We start from the raw sequence: 16,565 nt of genomic DNA, 5'->3' as shown, positions 1-16,565 counted from the left end.
TTAGATCCAGGATGGGTATGAATAAACCGAGAACTGAAGGCGGTGAGCCCGTCGTGGATTGGCTCAGGAAAATTCCCAAGACAGAAACGCACCTCCACATCGAGGGAGCGCTGCCTTACACATTGCTGCGAGAGTTGGACCCCGATCGTTTTCCGACCAACCCGTTTTTCCGTGAGCCCGGGTATCGTTTCCCAAATTTTGTTGATTTTGAAACACTGCTAGTCGACCATGCCGATTAGTGGTATGCGAGCCCAGAATGCTACCATGAAGTTTGCAAGCGCATCTTCTCTGGGCTGGCAGACCAAAATGTTAAGTACTTGGAAACCAGTCTCCATTTGGCGATTATTGAATTCACGGGCTCAGACGGGCAAGAATTGATCCACGCTATTAAATCAGCAGCCCCCAAGGGGCTTGAAATTAGAGTGATTGCTGACCTGACCCGCGATGGCTACACGGAAGTGATGAGTCCAATCATCGATTCGCTCCCCCCATGGGATGATCTTGATGGCATCGATCTGCATGGGCAAGAGTGGCTAAAATTGGAGGCTTGGACCCCTCGTATTTGGAAACAGTGCAAGGAAGCAGGGAAAATTATCAAAGTTCATGCGGGTGAATTTGGAGGAACAGACAAGATTTACGAAGCCTTAGATCTTCTTGGCGCTGAGAGAATGCAGCACGGTACACGAGCTTTTGAAGATCCAGACTTGGTCCAGCGACTCTCTGATGAAGGTGTGATTTTGGACATGTGCCCGATAAGCAACGAGAAGCTTAGGGTAGTCGAACAATTGGAAGATTATCCCATTCGTGGGTATTTCGATGCGGGAGTCACGTGCACGATTAATACGGACGATCCGCTTTGCTTCGCGAACACGCTTTCTGGCGAATATGAAGCCTTGCACGATCGACTTGGATTCAAGCGAAGCGAGCTGGCTAAGATTGCTGAAAACGGATTTCGGTTTGCTCGAATGGACGAGGAACTAAAAAATTCTTATATCGCGGAAATTGATTCTCTGCTATCAGAGGAAATTGAGTAATCGTATCACAGAATTCGTCGTGCCTGAGGGAACGAATAAAATCCGTGCAGACAAACTGCTGGCGGATTCATTCCCTGAGCACAGCCGCTCAGATTTTCATCGGGCGTTTGATGCGTTGCTTGTGCGATTAGAAGGGCAGCCCATATCGAAGAATCGGAAAATTTCACAGGGGGATGTGCTGGTTTTCGAAATGCCAGAGATCCAAGAGTGCAACATGGATCCCGTGGATCTGAATCTTAGTGCTGTATACGAAGACGAGTACCTGGTGGTCATTGATAAGCCTGCTGGGCTTATTACTCACCCGGGGGCTGGGGCTCCTGAAACGACACTAGCTCACGGTCTGCTTTTCCACTGTAAGGGCGAACTTAGTGGGATCGGTGGGGTGGAAAGACCGGGAATCGTCCACCGTTTGGACCGGGATACTAGTGGTTTGATAGTGGCAGCCAAGACGGATGTCGCCCATAGGCAACTAGGTGAATTGTTTCATTCGCGATCACTGGTCAAAGAATATCTGGCGGTAGCTAAAGGTCGACCAGAACTGATTAGTGGTTCCATTCGAAAGCCCATCGAAAGAAATCCGACACAGAGGCATAAGATGAGAGTTTGTCAGGAAGGGCATGGGAGAGAAGCCCATACGGATTGGAAGCTGGAGGGGCTTTATCAGGGGGGATATTCGTTGCTAAGATGCCGTATCCACACAGGAAGGACGCATCAGATTCGCGTACACTTGAGAAGTCTGGGTTTTCCGATCCTCGGCGATGTGGTATACGGGTATCGGGCTCTGCCGTTTTTACCAGCGGTACCGAGTCGGGTTATGTTGCACAGCGCTCACTTGGCGTTTGAACATCCGATTACGGGTGAATCACTAGATTTAAATGCGCCTCTGCCAGAAGTGTTTGAGCCCTTTGTAGACGCCAGCCTGCGGCTGGACTAGGGGGATATTGGGGCTGTTTTGACACTCGGTATTTCAAATTCTAGCGAAACCGAGGCTTGCACGGACCTAAGGTACTCGCACACTGCCTAGAATGTCAAAAGCAGACTGGCAAAGTGTAAAAGACTACGAAGACATTCGCTATGAGAAGTGGCAGGGCATAGCGAAGATCACGATCAATCGGCCGGAAAAACGAAATGCGTTCCGTCCTCAGACCGTGTTTGAGATGTTCGAAGCGTTTTGCGACGCCAGGGAAGACCAGTCGATCGCAGCGATTTTGCTCACCGGAGCCGGTCCACATACTGATGGCAAATACGCGTTTTGCTCGGGTGGCGATCAAGGAGTTCGCGGGCATGCTGGATACGTAGGAGCAGATGGTGTTCCGCGATTGAATGTGCTGGATCTGCAGAAGCTTATTCGCTCAATTCCCAAGGTGGTGATCGCCTTGGTGTCGGGATATGCGATCGGAGGAGGGCATGTACTGCACGTTATTTGTGATATGACGATTGCCGCCGACAACGCAATTTTTGGCCAAACCGGTCCTAAGGTTGGAAGCTTTGATGGTGGTTTTGGTGCGAGCTATTTAGCCAGTATTGTGGGTCAGAAAAAGGCCCGTGAGATTTGGTATTTATGTCGGCAATACAATGCTCAGGAGGCTTTGGGCATGGGGTTGGTCAATAAAGTCGTTCCTGTGGAAGAGCTTGAGGAAGAAGGAATCCAATGGGCGACAGAAGTGGTGGAAAAGAGTCCCATCGCGATTCGCTGCTTGAAGTCCGCCTTTAATGCGGATCTGGACGGTCAAGCAGGGATTCAAGAACTAGCGGGAAACGCGACCTACTTGTACTACATGACCGAAGAGGGAACGGAAGGAAAGCAGGCCTTTTTAGAAAAACGGAAGCCGGATTTTTCCAAATATCCTTGGATGCCTTAAGAGCGTTCCTAGGCTTATCCATCGCTGTGGCAATATCGAGCCCAGTTCACTTTCAGAGGTCTAGTCCCAACCAATTTTAACTATGCAAGCTGCATCATTTTTAAATCCTGAAACTGCTTTTCGTGTTCGCGATGAGATCGGAACCCCATGTTACGTTTACGACGAAGCTTCATTGCGTTCCGTCGCGGCTAAGGTATCGGATTTTCCCAATGCCTTTGGGCTGACAGCTCGGTTTGCCATGAAGGCCTGTCCGAATGCAAACATACTCCGATTGTTCAAATCGATAGGATTGAAAATCGATGCGAGTTCAATTTACGAAGCGGAAAGAGCGGTCGCCGCTGGATTCGACGCGTCAGATATTTCTCTAAGCACGCAGGAATTTCCAACGGATGATCGCCTATTGTCCCTCGTTGCAAAGGGCATGATGGTCAACGCTTGCTCGCTTCACCAACTCGAGCGATACGGAATGCTTTTCCCGAATGCCAAAGTGGGGTTACGCTTCAATCCCGGTCTGGGTTCGGGGGGCACGCAACGAACCAACGTGGGTGGTCCCGCTTCGAGCTTCGGAATTTGGTTTGAAGACATAGACAAAGTTAAAAAGATCGTATCGGGACATGGCTTGGAGGTATTTCGCATTCATACCCACATTGGGAGCGGAAGTGATCCCGAAGTTTGGGTTAAGGCAGTGGGATTAAGTTTAAATCTCGTCCGATCTTTTGATGCGGTCACTGTTCTGAATCTTGGCGGTGGCTACAAAGTGGGTAGAATGCCAGACGAGGAAACGACTGATCTGCAAGCTATCGGTGCCCCCATGCGTGAGGCGTTTGAGCGTTTTCAGTCTGAAACGGGCCGCAAATTGCATCTCGAAATTGAACCGGGCACTTACTTGATGGCCAATAGTTGCGTACTCATATCAACGGTTCAGGATCTCACATCGACAGGGGAAGATGGATACGATTTTATCAAGCTGGATACCGGCATGACTGAGAATGTGCGTCCTTCGATGTACGGCGCACAGCATCCTATGGAGCTGTTGGCATTCGATGGAGATACGCGTGAAGCGCACACTTACGTGATCACAGGTCATTGCTGTGAATCAGGCGATATTCTGACTCCTGCTCCTGGAGATGCAGAAGCGCTCCTTCCTCGGAAGTTGGTCGATGCAAAAATTGGAGATATTCTGGCGATTGGCGGTGCGGGTGCCTACTGCGCTGCCATGTCGACGAAGAACTACAATTCCTTTCCAGAGTGTCCTGAGGTGATGCTTCGACTCGACGGAAGCCTAAGTGTAATGCGAAAGCGTCAGACTCTAGAACAAATTCTGGCCAACGAAACTGAAATTTCATTCTAACAAAAATCCGATGATTATTCCGAAAACCCCAAAATTGACGGACGCCCAGTTGGAAGAGGTCACGCTGATCGTGGCAGAATTTGGGTGCCGCATCCAGGTGATCGAAGGGGCGGTTCAAAGTATCTACGCAATCGTTGGCGACGAACGCCATGAACTGCTGATCAATCGGATAGAGGGTCTCGAGTATATTGATCGAGTGGATACGATTCAATCCCCTCATAAATTGCTGGACATCCGGTCGGAGCTTAAGCACCACAAAACGGTTTTCGGTGGGATTGAATTGGGGAAGGAACTACTCGCTATCGCGGGACCTTGCACGATAGACCCTGCGAATCCAAACCGATTTTACGAAACGGCGGAAGCCCTCAAGGAGGCTGGCGCTCACGCGCTTAGAGGCGGAGTTTGGAAGCCTAGAACGAACCCTTACTCCTATCAAGGGGACAATAAGGCTCTTGACATATTAATGGAAGGTGCGCGGCGGACGGGTCTTCCCGTGAACACCGAGGTGATGGATGAAGAAAATTTGAAGCTAGCCTTAGATGCAGGCGTAGATATGTTTCAAATCGGTACACGCAACGCGCTGAATTACTCTCTGCTTCGAAAAGTTGGGCAAGCGATAGCAGGGAAAAACACCGTGGTACTGCTCAAGCGCGGACGGCACATTGGTCCGATCAACGAATTTATTTCGGCTGCGGAGTACATCGTAAATTTTGGAAATCCGAATGTGATGCTTTGTCCTCGCGGAACATTGCCCAGTCTCGAAGGCTATCGAAATCATCCGGACGAGTCGATCACTCCGCTTATCAAGGAAAAGACCTGGGCACCGGTTGTGGTAGATCCGTCTCACTCAGTCGGTAAATCGGTGTATGTCGAGGCCTGTTCCATGGCGGCGGTCGCTTATGGTGCGGATGGATTGTGCATCGAAGCGAATATTGATCCAACGCGTGGGTTGGGAGATGATCCCAAGCAAGCGATTACTCCAGAAGCATTTCGACAGCTGATGGAGAAGTGCCAAGCTATCTGGAACCTCAAGTCGCCGCCCGAAAGCTCAGAATAGGCTTTCTTTCGCCAGCCGATCGACCGTTACCGAGCGATGTTCCAAAAAATTGAAGAAAGGATAGCGGCAGGTCGCTCGATTGTAGAGGAGCAAGCTAAGTTTTTTGAAAGCCGTTTTGGACGAGTCGATAGCCAGTGGAAGTACGATGGTTCTAGGGTGACCGAGGCGGATCTGAATATTTCCAATGCGTTGCAGAGGCAGTTGAAAGGCCAATTTTCTGAAGATCTGTTCCTGAGTGAGGAGACTGATCCGGAGAAGGGAACCGTTGTTTTAGATACTGAATACACATGGCTTGTTGATCCCATTGACGGAACAAATAATTTCGCTCGAGGAATTCCTGCCTGCGCTATCTCGTTGGCTCTGCTTAAGGACGGGGTTCCCGTTTATGGTATTATTTATGACCACATGTCACGATCGCTTATCCATGGAGGCCCTGGAGCCGGGGTCTTCGTTGGAGACCGAAAAATTCAGGTATCTTTTGAATCCCCCTCAGCTCAGAGCATCGTGGGGGCGCAGCATTGCGAGATTGGCGAAAGAGAGAGTGATGATCGCGCTTTGCAGCGAATGTTTAAGATACGTAATTTGGGTAGTAGCGCGATCCAATTGGCCTATGTCGCAGTCGGCTGGCTGGATGGGGTCGTCGCACATCGGGTCAATTCATGGGACATTGCAGCAGGGGTTGCATTGATTCGGGAGGTGAAGGGCGATATCAAATATTTTGATTCAGACCCATTTCCTTTAATGCAATTTGACGTTAAGAAGCCACCGTTTGGCTATGCTGCCGGTTCTCCTGCTATATTAGAGCAGATACTTGCCGCGATGGACCGATAACCAGATTGAACCGCTTTCTAGAATTCCCAAATTAAGGGAATCAGGAAAACTGAAGTAATGAAGCAGATGATGTTGAGCGGGAGCCCTGCCTTTGTGAAATCGGAAAACCGGTACCCACCCGCCCCGTAGACATAAGTGTTGGTCTGATAGCCTATAGGCGTTGCGAAACTTGCGGAAGCGGCAATAGCTACCGCGAAGAGGAACGGCCGCAGGCTAACCCCGAGTGTCTCAGCGATTCCAACGGCAAGTGTGGCCATCAGAACGGCGGCCGCGTTGTTAGAAAGCGATTCGGTCAACGCGTTCGTCAGAAGGTACACGCACGCTAGCATGACATAGGGCTGCCATTCGGGGGCCACAAATCCAGTAACAGTGCCGATCAAATTGTTGGCCAAAAACAAGGAGGCTCCGGTTTCCTCCATTGCGACACCCATTCCCAGCATACCGTAGATGATGAAGAGAAGATTCCATTGGACTGCCCCATAGCCGTCCTTGGGGCGGATGCAGTCAGTGACAAAGAGAGCGACGCAGGCGACGATAGCCGCGACGGCGATGGGCACGATCCCTGTAGCCGCTGAAATGACAACGCCCGCTACAGCTGCAACAACCAGTCCCATCTTCAATTTTGATGTCTTGGACTGAATGGCGTTATTGGACATCAGGATGATGTCCTCACTCGCTTGCAGGTTCTGAATGGAGTTGTCAGTTCCCAGCAAGAGCAAGGTATCCCCAAACTCCAGTCTTAGAGAAGCGATTTTCTCTCGAAGATTCTTTCCCCTCCGATGTACCGCCAGAACAACCATGCGGTAATGCTGTCGGAAGTTTACTTCTTCGATGGTCTTCCCTAGAACATCGGAATTGGGCCCTAAGATCGCTTCAACCATCATACCCTCGTGGGCTGCGATTTGTTCAAGTCCAAGCTTCTCCTCTATTTCAAGATCGAGCCCAGAGATACTTCGAGCTTTGGCGATTCCGGATGCCCGACAAGCTAGCACCAAGCGATCGCCCTCCTCTAGAATGACTCTGTCCAAGCGCGTTTGCAGTGAAGATCCCGACCGCACGATATCGATGACTCGGATACCGTTGACGCCTTGAATCCCTGACTCTTTTAGGCTTTTGCCGATGACGGTCGAGGTGTGGTTTACAAATGCCTCTGTGATGTACTCCCGTCTCTCATCTTCCGACAGAATCGACGTTAACGTTTCTCGGGTCGGGAGAACCTTGTTTCCGAAAATCGTCAAATAAATCAGGCCGGCGATGAAAAGCGGAAGACCTACCAGTGCGAACTCGAACATTCCCAGTGGTTTTTCTCCCGCCGCTTCGGCTACGCCGCTCACGATGATGTTTGTGCTGGTCCCTAGGAGAGTGCAGGTACCTCCCAAAATCGAAGCATAGGAAAGCGGTATTAGAACTTTGGATCCAGAGATTCCTATCTTTTTGGAGAGCGCTAATACGACGGGAAGCAAGACAACGACAATCGGCGTGTTATTGATGAATGCGGACAAAATTCCGGCTAGTAGCATTATCACTAGGATAAAGGGCCGATACGTGAGTTTTGATAGACCTTGCAAGCCGAAACCTAGGCGATCGATGACACCGCACTTGTCAAGTGCGGCGCTAATGATAAACATCGCACCAACGGTAAGTGGAGCCGGATTTGAGAATACGCTAAATGCCTTTTCAGTAGAGAGTATTCCCGAAACGATCAGGATGGAGAAGAGGGAGAGGGCGGTGACGTCAGGAGGGAGCTTTTCCCAGACGAAACTAGCCAGTGCGAGGACGAGCAGAGCGAATACGAAGATGATTTCCCAAGTCATGTGATTGTGTCGGAGAGCGAAACTGCTTCAGACAAACTCTAAGAAAGTGTCCAATAAGTTGCTTCAGAGGTCTTGTCGTTGTATCTGAGATTCAAAATTTGGCTTTCGAGTTGAGGAATACTCGGAGGGTATTGCGATGCGAATAAACGAATTTTGGATCTCAAATATGACCAAAGAACGAAGAAATTGGATTTATGGGACACTTTCCAGAGGAGGAAACCAAACATATATCGAAAAGTAAACCAATACTCCTGTAACGGAAACATAAAGCCAGATCGGGTAGGTCCATCGAGCCCACTTTTTATGGGATTCGTAGCGTCCCTTGATCGCCAGAAAGAAGGTTCTTAGGACGAGTGGGACAATCGCCATTGCCAGAAGAACGTGGGTAAACAGCATCAGCAAATAAATGCTTTTGATGGTTCCCTCGGCTCCAATCGACCGGTTTTGCCAATTGACAGACCATTTGTGGAAAAGGTAGCCGGCAAGGAATAAGACCGATACGAACAATGCAGCCGTCATGAAAGAGCGATGCACTTTCTCGTTCCTTTTTTTGATACAGATGAGTCCACTAATGATTAGGACGGTTGCGATCGAGTTCAGAATCGCGTTGAGAGCGGGGATTTGATGAATTTCCATAAGTGCAGTAAAATTAATGCTACCCTTGTATCCAGCGATCTATCACCAAGCTAAAAAGCACGGCTGGGAGGTAGAGGATGGAGTTCAGAAACAAACTCTTAGCTGTGACTTCGCGATTTTCCGATCGCGTAAATGCCAATGCATGCTTCAGAAACCACAATCCAAATACGGTAGCGACAATGCCGTAGATCCATTGGCAGTACCCCAGGAAAACGGGAAGCAGGCTTACGGGAACTAGCACTACTGTATTGATCACGGCCCAGCGAGCAACACGATCTCCTCCTTGGTCGATAACGGACAGCATGGGGAATCCCCCCTTTTTGTAGTCATCGCGATAGAGCCAGGCGATTGCCATGAAGTGAGGAATTTGCCAGATAGCCAGAATCCCGAAGAGTATCCAGCCGAGAGTCGTGATGGTCCCTTCAGCCGCTGCCCAGCCGATTAGAGGAGGGATCGCTCCGGGAATCGCCCCAAATTCAGTTGCCCAGCGCGTCGCCTTCTTCATGGGGGTGTAGATCAACACGTAGCTGATGATCGTGGCTGCCCCTAGGAGTCCTGCGAGTGGGTTGGCTCCATAGTAAAGCTGAAGAGAACCGACCACTGAGAGGCCGAGACCGAAGACCAGGGCGACTTGCGGCGTTATCAGCCGAGCGGGAATGGGGCGTTCGCGGGTCCGTTCCATAATCGAGTCCGGCTCTCGTTCGAGCCATTGATTCAATGTTGCCGCTCCCGCAGCACAAAGCGCGGTGCCGCAAAGGAAATTGAGAAGGGAAGTCAGGTCTCGGCTGGGCAGTGCGGCTAGATAGCCCACGAGAGCTGTGATCACTGAGAGCAGGCTCAGGCGCGGCTTGGTAAGTTCGTAGAACGCAGACCACGGAAAGTCTTTCTTGCTCGTTTGATCGATCAATTCGCTGGCGGTTAAAATATGGTTACTCTGTTTTAGGCTCATGCGTGACCAGTTTTTTCCAATTCGCCGAGCGGAGCGTCCGTTTCGGGTGCGCGTTGGGAAAGGTGTGGGGCTTCCAATCGAAATTTCAAGCTTCGTAAAGTCATCATCCAACAAATCGAGAGAAGAAAGGCTCCATTTAGCATGTGAAAAGTCGCTACGTGGGGATTTCGCACTGTCCAAATAATCATGGCTCCCAGGTAAATTTGGATTCCTAGGAGGGCGATTAGGGTGATCGCTGACTTACCTAAAGCTTTGCGGCTCTGCGATTCCCGCCAAATCTTCATCGTGAACGCGATAATCGCAATACTTACCACTATGCCGCCGACTCTGTGGGCGAAATGGATGGCGACCTTGAAATTAAATGCGGGAGGGATCCAGTAGCCGTCGGGATGACTGTAGGGAAAGCTCGTGATCGCTAGTCCGGCATAGCTGTGTCGCATCACCGCTCCGATTATCAGCTGGAGTATGATTGTAAGGCAGGCAATCAGGCCAAAGAGACCTACGCTGCTGGAGGGGGCTACGGTAAATCCTGCCTTTCGCTGGATCCAGGACTTGCTGTTAATCACGGTGAAGGCGACAAGCAGACAGAGAAAAATTTGGGCCAGAGTGCCGTGGGCGACGGCGAAGGTCTGGGCGTACAAGTTGTGATCGATATCGAGATTGAGTGCATCGAGCTTTACGCGGAGACCTCCGAGCAGTCCTTGGGTCACGACGAGTATGACCAGCCAGATTCCTAGCTTTCGGATCCGTGGGCTCGCTTTCTGCGCGTACGCGGTGACGCAAAGAGCAACGGAAAGGAGTCCCATGACCGCCCCTAGGAGGCGGTGGCTATGCTCCGCCATCATATCTTCATTCTCCAGCCAGCCTTCGGGATTGATCGAGCCGTTGGAAAGCGGCCAGTCGAGAAAGGCCATCCCCGCCCGAATACTGGTAGTGAAACCACCTGCGTAAAGGAGGAAGGTGATCCAAATGAGTGCGCAGAATCCAAACCAAAATAAGAATGGCTTGTATGCAGTATAATCGAACGCTTCTGGTTTTGATTTCATCGGAAAGTTGATTGCATTAGGTGAGTAGCGATAGTTTAAACGATTTCCAGACAATGCAGGTGAAACTGAAAAATATTAGTTGGGTGAATAAGCGTTTTAAGCAGAGCTCGGTCTGGGTACTCGTCTTTGGGATCTTGGCGGCTTGCAACCCAAAGGAGGAATTCTTGGGGGAGGGGGACACCGAAGGCCATCTGCTGATTGGCACGATTACCGCGGTGGATGAGGCGGCGGGTTTGCTGGAAGTGGCTCATGAAAAAATACCTGAATTGATGCCAGCGATGACGATGAAGTTCGAAGTGTCCGCCGGTGATTTGAAAAATGCCAAAGTTGAACAGAAAATCCGAGCTCGGCTCGTTCGAGATGAAAACGGAGCTTTTCAGTTAATCAAGATCTGGCCGCTCGACGAACAGGTTTCGAATGACTTGAAGCACGTCAATCAGCGATTGCAGGAGCAGGCCAAAGCGCTTCCTTCGGGCTACCACTATGGGGAAGGGGACGTATCGCCCGACTTCGCATTGCTCGACCAGTTTGGCGAAGTCGTTACCAACGACCAGTTTTCCGGTAGGCCCCTCATGCTGAATTTCATTTTTACCCGCTGCACAGATGCAAACATGTGCCCGCTAACGACCTCAAAAATGGCGCAATTGCAGAAGCTTGCCCAGGCTTCCGAGTTAGACGTAAATTTTGTCTCCATCACATTGGACCCGCAATACGATACGCCCGGAGTACTCCGACAATACGCGGAGGCCTACGGAATCGATGGAAGCAATTTCAAGTTTGTCACCGGCCCGAAGTCGGCGGTTCGCGATCTAGTCAAGTCTCATGGTGTCACCTCTACCGCCAAGGTGGATACCATCATGCACAGCCTGGCCACCGTCTTGATCGACGAAGACGGCGCGATCGCCAAACGCTCCGACAAAAGCGCCTGGACTCCTGAAGAGTTCCTGGAGATTTTGAGGTAAGTGTTTTCTGAGTTCCATTCGGTTCAACACCTCGGCTGTCTTTGGTAGCGGGCGGTCTCCGAGCGGCCATTAAAGGGTCAAAAATTTGTGCAATCGGATAACGCCCTTTTACCTTTAAATACTTAGGGGCTTGAGCTGTGAACGGTTGAATCCCGCTTTCCGGATCCCTACCGACTCCTCAGTTTTGAAAGAAGCCGGAGCATTTCCATGTAGAGCCAGATGAGGGTTACAAGCAGGCCGAAGGCAGCATACCATTCCATGTATTTGGGTGCTCCTCGTTCGGCCCCTCTTTCGATAAAGTCGAAGTCGAGCACCAGATTGAGGGCAGCGATCACAACGACGAAGAGACTGAACAAGATTCCAATGGTGCCGCTTCCATGAATGTAGGGGATGGATACTCCGAAGAAGCTAAGTATGAAGGTAGTGAGGTAGATGAGAGCGATGCCTCCAGTAGCGGCGAAAACGCCGAGCTTAAAATTCTCGGTCGCCTTTATGACCCCAGAGCGGTAGGCCATCAGCAGGGCAAAGAGCGTTCCAAAAGTCAGAAGGATTGCTTGGAAAACGAGCCCAGGAAACTGCATCTCGTAAAAGGCGGACAATATGCCGAGGAGAATGCCCTCTATCGCCGCGTAGATCGGAGCGGTAATCGGAGCAGCGGTCTTTTTAAAAACTGTTATAAGAGCCACGACGAACCCTGCGATACCGCTTCCAATGAGCCATGGGTAGAGCTCTCCCGGATCCACGGCGCTGTAAGCACGGTCCCAGCTGAAAATGGCCGTGAACATGAGCAAGCAAAGTAGAATACCCGTACGGTTCACCGTTCCGTTGATAGTCATGACGTTCCCAGTGGAGCGTCCTAGATCGAATACCTTGTCGTTAAGTGCAGGATTAGATGTTCTCATTGTTTTTGATAAAGCGCGTTTGGGTAGAATGCAGGCGATGTGGCACTTTCATGATTGAACGTCAATTCGGATTTCTTGTTTAATGGTGCTGGGTGATACGACTAGCTGCCTAAATCGGCGATTTATCGCATTTTTTATGGTGCTTGGGTTAGCCACTCTAGCACTTTGTTCATTGTGCTTTCAGGTATATCTTCTCTCGCTTCAATCTCAGCGATTACGAGCGCTGAGATTATACAAGAGCTGCTGTAGCGAATTGTATACGCCGAATCATTGGATTTGTTTGAATAGACCATGATAGTTGTATAATTTTTTTATTCCTATTAGCTCGTAACGAAGGCTTGCCAGTTTACGGCTTTTTCTGGCTTGGCGAGTTGACCAGAATGAGTGGCGTTCTTATTGAGGAAGGTCGTGAATTTTGACTCGATTACATCCATCAGGTCGCTATAAAAGCTCCTGATTCTTTTAGATCGGACCTAATCGCTTGTTAGCAGGTAGAGCTCATCCATCGCTGCGTCCTCGAACTCTTTCAAACGCTTCGAAAGGTTCAACGAACTGATTTAGCTCGATGAACTTTTCTTACCGGTTTGCAACATATTCATTTCAAAGGTTTGAATTGATCGATTTAATTAGAAGTGGGTTAAAGGGAAGTGTCGTCCTTTTGCCTTAAGACTCGTTCTTGACGAGGAGGTAGATTTCACCGAGTTCGAGAAGTATCTTTTCGAGCGCATCGTAGTATTCGCTCTCGTCTAGCTCCTCCTTCTTAGCTCGAAGGGTTTCGAGTTCCGCCTCCAAACGGTCGCGGGCGAATCGCTGATCCGGGGTAAGAAGTCGTTCTTGCTCGGAAGCGATGAAGGCGATTTGGCGCGAGCGAAATCCGTCGGGAATAGTGTCTCCCTCCGGTTGTTTGATCAGCCGTTCTCCACGGAACCAGTCAGCCGGAGTGCCGACTGAATCTCCATTGTCGTCAATGAGTGCGTGCTCGGAGGCGAGTCGGCCTTCGTCTTCATAAAACTGTTCCACAGATTGGGCAGCGGACACGAAGGCTTCTAGGAGGGAAACCTGTCCATCTTGATTGGCGTCGCCTTCCCGTGACGAGATCACGGTGGCAAAGCGTTCTCCAAAACGAGCGTAGTTAAGCTCTGTGCCGCTCCGTGTAGCGGTCATGAGGATACGGTTGGGCTTGGAAAGGCGATTGATGAATGGGGCGGATGCCGAACCGCCATGGACGAAAATCAGAGTGCGTTCGAGAGGGTCAAGCCATTCGCACAGCACCACAGCGCTCAGATCGGGACCCCGTAGATTGAGCAACGTGCTTTTCTGGGTATGGGTTCCATGGCCGATGTAGACTATCCAGGCGGGTATGGTGCTATCGTTCTTCAAATTCGTTACCCATTCCTCTATGAGTGTTCGATCTACTTTATCAGACGCTTCCAGGCCCACGATCGTAATGCTGGCATTTGTCGACGCGGCCGCCTTTTCCCAGGCGCTTGCTGCCGACCGAAAACCATTGGCGAAACGTTCTTCTCCAGGAGCCCCCACAATGAGAAGGAGCTCATGTTCGGTTTCCTTCGTTTCAGCCCAAGATAGGCTCGAGAAGAGAAGGGCAGAGGCTATGAGAAAAGTCTTCATGCGAGTCCCTTCTTTCGACGCAATCCCCACTCCGCTAAGAAGCAGCAAAGGGAAGCAGCGAAAAGCCAGCCGTTGTGCCATAACGGATACGACCAGATTTCTGTAATGGGCGTTTGTTGCTTGGATAGTTTGTCCCCGATAGTAGCAAGGGCATTCCAATCGAGTACTTCACCCCCTGTTTGGGTTGCAATACGCTGGAGTAAATACCGGTCGGGTGAAAGAGCACGATATTCATTTGCCAGAGGTTCGTTGACCCAACCCGTCTCGGCCATGCCTATTACTTCGCCCTCGGGTCCTAGAACTTCGACGCTCGCAATGTAGGCCCCCTCGTCCCGTGAGGCGAAGGTAGTCGTAAACCGTCCGGGAGAGTCGGCAATCGGTTCCGCGAAAAAATCGACCTCGGTAAAGCTCTTGTAGGTGGTGAGCTCTTCTTCCGTTAAATCCACGCGTTGGATGGTGATTCGAGCCTGCCCGATCTCGAGTGGTTTGTAGTCGTCGTTTCGAGCTTCAACATTGAGCACAATGCCCTCCGAAGATTCTTTGGCCTCTATTTCTACAATCTCGGGAACGTCTGTGACCAGCCAACGGGCGATCTGCCGCCAAAGTCGAGCCAGATCTTCTTGCTCGCTTTCACCTCGCATCCCCCATCGCCACATGTCGCCGATGGCGACGCAGGCGACTTTGCCTGCTCCGAAGTTGTGCGCGACAAGGCTCGGGTATCGGTCTCCCAGCAAGTTTTCGACCTCCGCGAGAACGCGAGCTCCTGGTTTGATCTTTGGAATCGTATTCAACACGCGAAAGGGGGGCATGGTATTGAGTCGCGCTCGCTCGTCCCTTTCCAATGGTCGGACTCTCGTCCACGGTTCGACCCAGCCTTCGCGAGTGAGTTTCCAGGATAGGTTCTCGCTTGAGGCTCGTTTGAAAGTCTGGTCGAGGTAAATGGGAAGGGTTCCTGCAATCGGCGTTTCTTCATAACCCCCGTGGTCCAGAGCGTCGGCTCCGCCGAGTGCTAGGAGCCCACCCCCTCGTTCGGATACAAAGCGTCGGATCAGCGTCTGCTGATTGAAGCTGAAAAATTCGGCTTCGAGATCGTCAATGATCAGGGCGTCATACTCGAACAATTCTTCGGCCGTTTTCGGAAATCCGTCACTGAGTTCATTCTCATTGCGTGCATTGACTCGTATGAGAACCGGCTGGTCATAGTCTTCGGTTTCTTCTTCGTCGCGTCCAAAGCCGCGATAGAGCGGATTGCTGGACTCTCCAGAGCGGCCCTTGAATTCGAACTTAGGCTCACGACGGGCGACCCGGATCAAACCGGTCATCTGCAACTGCGGATCTTTGTAGAGGGCGCGGTTGAGAAACTTGTATTCCCAGTTAGGGCGTCCGGTGACATAGAGAATCTGAAAGGCCTTTTGCCCCCCGTCCACCATGGCGATGCGTTCGTTGTTCGCCTCAGTAGCCTCTTCTCCCAAATTCAAGTTGCTCGTCGAGAGCCGGTAAAACTGAATACCTGTACGAATCGGGCGCCAGTCAAAAACGAGGGTGTGGTTCGATCCGCTAGCCTGGGTGCGGAAGGACTGGGGTTGTGGAAGATCGGACTCGTCGTTGACTGCGGGAAGCGCGTCTCGGATTTCGAGTGGTGTAACGCTTACGGAAACATTCTGGGCGGGTAGGGAAGCAGAGGATACAATCGCTTTAAGCGAGATAGGGGCGTCGTCAAAAGCGGTTTGCCTTAGCTCGACTCTTTCGATGCTCAGGTCAGGCAATGGGGTCGAATCTCCGACCACTACGGGATAGATTGGGGGAAGGGTGCTCAGGTTGATACTATCGATCGCTGCGGAGTCGGTAGCGACTCCATCGGTGAACAGCAATATCCCCGCCAGGGGTAGGCCCTCAAATCGCTCTTTTAGCTGTTGGAGAGAATAGGCCAGATTGCTTCGATCTCCCCGGAAGTCCAGACTGGCAAAATCGGTCACGCGTCTGAGCTCCCGGTCGAAGCGATAGGATCGGGCTTGAAAGTTTTCACCTAGCTCGCTCAGCCAGGAGGCCTCTGTTCCGGCCAGTCTTCCTTTTAGAATTCCCCCCCGGCTCTCTTCTTGCCCGATATCGCTTAGCTGCATGCCTTGGCTGTTATCCGCGACGACCGCGACGATGTTGGCTCCTTTAGCGGGACGCTCTCCGGCCCAATGGGGGTCTAGTACGCAAAGGAGTAGCAGTACAATTCCGAAAGCGCGTAGTGACAAGCCAAGGGCGTACCCTTTGATGAGTCGGCCCTCGCTTTTCCAGGCGAAATAGGAAGAACCAAGCAGAGCGATACTTACCAATAGTGATACCCACCACCAGCTATCTCCGTTTAAGGTGATCGCTCCTATCATAACGTTGAGCACGCGGATGCGTGAGGGTAAGGAGGACCTGCACGATCCTTCTGTTGGTTAGGCGTTTGCGGAGGACCGGGCCGGTCCTCCCTACCTTCATCGACAGACCGCGGGGTC

At 51.1% G+C, this 16,565-nt stretch carries 14 protein-coding genes and 1 pseudogene; 8 read left to right on the top strand and 7 right to left on the bottom strand.

Annotated features, from left to right (window positions below; translation table 11 throughout):
* The first annotated feature begins 17 nt into the window (after positions 1 to 17).
* The 7 genes and pseudogenes from GA004_RS13105 to GA004_RS13075 all read left to right on the top strand — a co-directional run bounded on the left by GA004_RS13105 (position 18) and on the right by GA004_RS13075 (position 6,135).
* Positions 18 to 239: a hypothetical protein gene (locus tag GA004_RS13105; RefSeq protein WP_283394323.1), complete on the top strand. Its 222-nt coding sequence runs from the start codon at positions 18 to 20 to the stop codon at positions 237 to 239.
* A 39-nt stretch (positions 240 to 278) separates the two neighbouring features.
* Positions 279 to 1,034, top strand: a pseudogene (locus GA004_RS13100) (adenosine deaminase family protein); the annotation flags it as partial.
* Entirely contained in the window at positions 1,027 to 1,968 is a 942-nt protein-coding gene (locus tag GA004_RS13095) for an RluA family pseudouridine synthase (protein WP_283394322.1), read from the top strand. The pseudogene GA004_RS13100 and the gene GA004_RS13095, both read left to right, overlap by 8 nt.
* A 91-nt stretch (positions 1,969 to 2,059) precedes the next feature.
* A complete protein-coding gene (menB, locus tag GA004_RS13090) occupies positions 2,060 to 2,896 on the top strand; it encodes a 1,4-dihydroxy-2-naphthoyl-CoA synthase (RefSeq protein WP_283394321.1) in 837 nt (278 codons plus the stop codon).
* A 73-nt stretch (positions 2,897 to 2,969) separates the two neighbouring features.
* On the top strand, positions 2,970 to 4,247 hold the full coding sequence (locus GA004_RS13085; protein ID WP_425492936.1) for a diaminopimelate decarboxylase: 1,278 nt from the start codon (positions 2,970 to 2,972) through the stop codon (positions 4,245 to 4,247).
* A gap of 10 nt (positions 4,248 to 4,257) precedes the next feature.
* Positions 4,258 to 5,304 (top strand): hypothetical protein, encoded by a 1,047-nt coding sequence (locus tag GA004_RS13080; protein ID WP_283394319.1) that lies wholly within the window; start codon positions 4,258 to 4,260, stop codon positions 5,302 to 5,304.
* A gap of 36 nt (positions 5,305 to 5,340) precedes the next feature.
* A complete protein-coding gene (locus GA004_RS13075) occupies positions 5,341 to 6,135 on the top strand; it encodes an inositol monophosphatase family protein (protein ID WP_283394318.1) in 795 nt (264 codons plus the stop codon).
* A gap of 17 nt (positions 6,136 to 6,152) precedes the next feature.
* On the opposite strand, the gene GA004_RS13070 is transcribed toward GA004_RS13075, so the two are convergent.
* From GA004_RS13070 to GA004_RS13055, 4 genes are all read right to left on the bottom strand, one after another.
* The gene (locus GA004_RS13070; protein ID WP_283394317.1) at positions 6,153 to 7,949 is read right to left on the bottom strand and encodes an SLC13 family permease; all 1,797 of its coding nucleotides are present in this window, start codon (positions 7,947 to 7,949) and stop codon (positions 6,153 to 6,155) included.
* A gap of 192 nt (positions 7,950 to 8,141) precedes the next feature.
* Entirely contained in the window at positions 8,142 to 8,585 is a 444-nt protein-coding gene (locus GA004_RS13065) for a DUF420 domain-containing protein (RefSeq protein ID WP_283394316.1), read from the bottom strand.
* A 19-nt stretch (positions 8,586 to 8,604) separates the two neighbouring features.
* Positions 8,605 to 9,534, bottom strand: coding sequence for a heme o synthase (gene cyoE, locus GA004_RS13060; protein WP_283394315.1), 930 nt, complete (start codon positions 9,532 to 9,534; stop codon positions 8,605 to 8,607).
* Positions 9,531 to 10,580: a COX15/CtaA family protein gene (locus GA004_RS13055; RefSeq protein WP_283394314.1), complete on the bottom strand. Its 1,050-nt coding sequence runs from the start codon at positions 10,578 to 10,580 to the stop codon at positions 9,531 to 9,533. Before GA004_RS13055 ends, cyoE begins: the two co-directional genes overlap by 4 nt.
* A 59-nt stretch (positions 10,581 to 10,639) precedes the next feature.
* Between GA004_RS13055 and GA004_RS13050 the strand changes: the two genes are divergently transcribed.
* Positions 10,640 to 11,542, top strand: a complete 903-nt coding sequence (locus GA004_RS13050) for an SCO family protein (RefSeq protein WP_283394313.1) — start codon at positions 10,640 to 10,642, stop codon at positions 11,540 to 11,542.
* Between the two features lie 167 nt (positions 11,543 to 11,709).
* Here the strand turns inward: GA004_RS13050 and GA004_RS13045 are convergent, their stop codons facing one another.
* The 3 genes from GA004_RS13045 to GA004_RS13035 form a co-directional block, all read right to left on the bottom strand.
* Complete coding sequence (locus GA004_RS13045; RefSeq protein ID WP_283394312.1) at positions 11,710 to 12,444, bottom strand: Bax inhibitor-1/YccA family protein; 735 nt, start codon at positions 12,442 to 12,444, stop codon at positions 11,710 to 11,712.
* 663 nt (positions 12,445 to 13,107) lie between these two features.
* Positions 13,108 to 14,073, bottom strand: a complete 966-nt coding sequence (locus GA004_RS13040) for a hypothetical protein (protein WP_283394311.1) — start codon at positions 14,071 to 14,073, stop codon at positions 13,108 to 13,110.
* Complete coding sequence (locus GA004_RS13035) at positions 14,070 to 16,448, bottom strand: glutamine amidotransferase (RefSeq protein WP_283394310.1); 2,379 nt, start codon at positions 16,446 to 16,448, stop codon at positions 14,070 to 14,072. Before GA004_RS13035 ends, GA004_RS13040 begins: the two co-directional genes overlap by 4 nt.
* Positions 16,449 to 16,565 lie beyond the last annotated feature (117 nt).

This window comes from Candidatus Pelagisphaera phototrophica, from assembly GCF_014529625.1.
Lineage (GTDB): Bacteria > Verrucomicrobiota > Verrucomicrobiia > Opitutales > Opitutaceae > Pelagisphaera > Pelagisphaera phototrophica.
Note: the sequence above shows the minus strand (reverse complement) of the source record. Positions and strands in the feature narration are given on the sequence as shown.

What these genes read in the sequence shown, in the direction of transcription:
- GA004_RS13105 (WP_283394323.1), top strand. Translation starts at nt 18, where the DNA reads ATGAATAAACCGAGAACTGAAGGCGGTGAGCCCGTCGTGGATTGGCTC.
- menB (WP_283394321.1), top strand. Translation starts at nt 2,060, where the DNA reads ATGTCAAAAGCAGACTGGCAAAGTGTAAAAGACTACGAAGACATTCGC.
- GA004_RS13080 (WP_283394319.1), top strand. Translation starts at nt 4,258, where the DNA reads ATGATTATTCCGAAAACCCCAAAATTGACGGACGCCCAGTTGGAAGAG.
- GA004_RS13075 (WP_283394318.1), top strand. Translation starts at nt 5,341, where the DNA reads ATGTTCCAAAAAATTGAAGAAAGGATAGCGGCAGGTCGCTCGATTGTA.
- GA004_RS13070 (WP_283394317.1), bottom strand. Translation starts at nt 7,949, where the DNA reads ATGACTTGGGAAATCATCTTCGTATTCGCTCTGCTCGTCCTCGCACTG.
- GA004_RS13065 (WP_283394316.1), bottom strand. Translation starts at nt 8,585, where the DNA reads ATGGAAATTCATCAAATCCCCGCTCTCAACGCGATTCTGAACTCGATC.
- cyoE (WP_283394315.1), bottom strand. Translation starts at nt 9,534, where the DNA reads ATGAGCCTAAAACAGAGTAACCATATTTTAACCGCCAGCGAATTGATC.
- GA004_RS13055 (WP_283394314.1), bottom strand. Translation starts at nt 10,580, where the DNA reads ATGAAATCAAAACCAGAAGCGTTCGATTATACTGCATACAAGCCATTC.
- GA004_RS13045 (WP_283394312.1), bottom strand. Translation starts at nt 12,444, where the DNA reads ATGAGAACATCTAATCCTGCACTTAACGACAAGGTATTCGATCTAGGA.
- GA004_RS13040 (WP_283394311.1), bottom strand. Translation starts at nt 14,073, where the DNA reads ATGAAGACTTTTCTCATAGCCTCTGCCCTTCTCTTCTCGAGCCTATCT.
- GA004_RS13035 (WP_283394310.1), bottom strand. Translation starts at nt 16,448, where the DNA reads ATGATAGGAGCGATCACCTTAAACGGAGATAGCTGGTGGTGGGTATCA.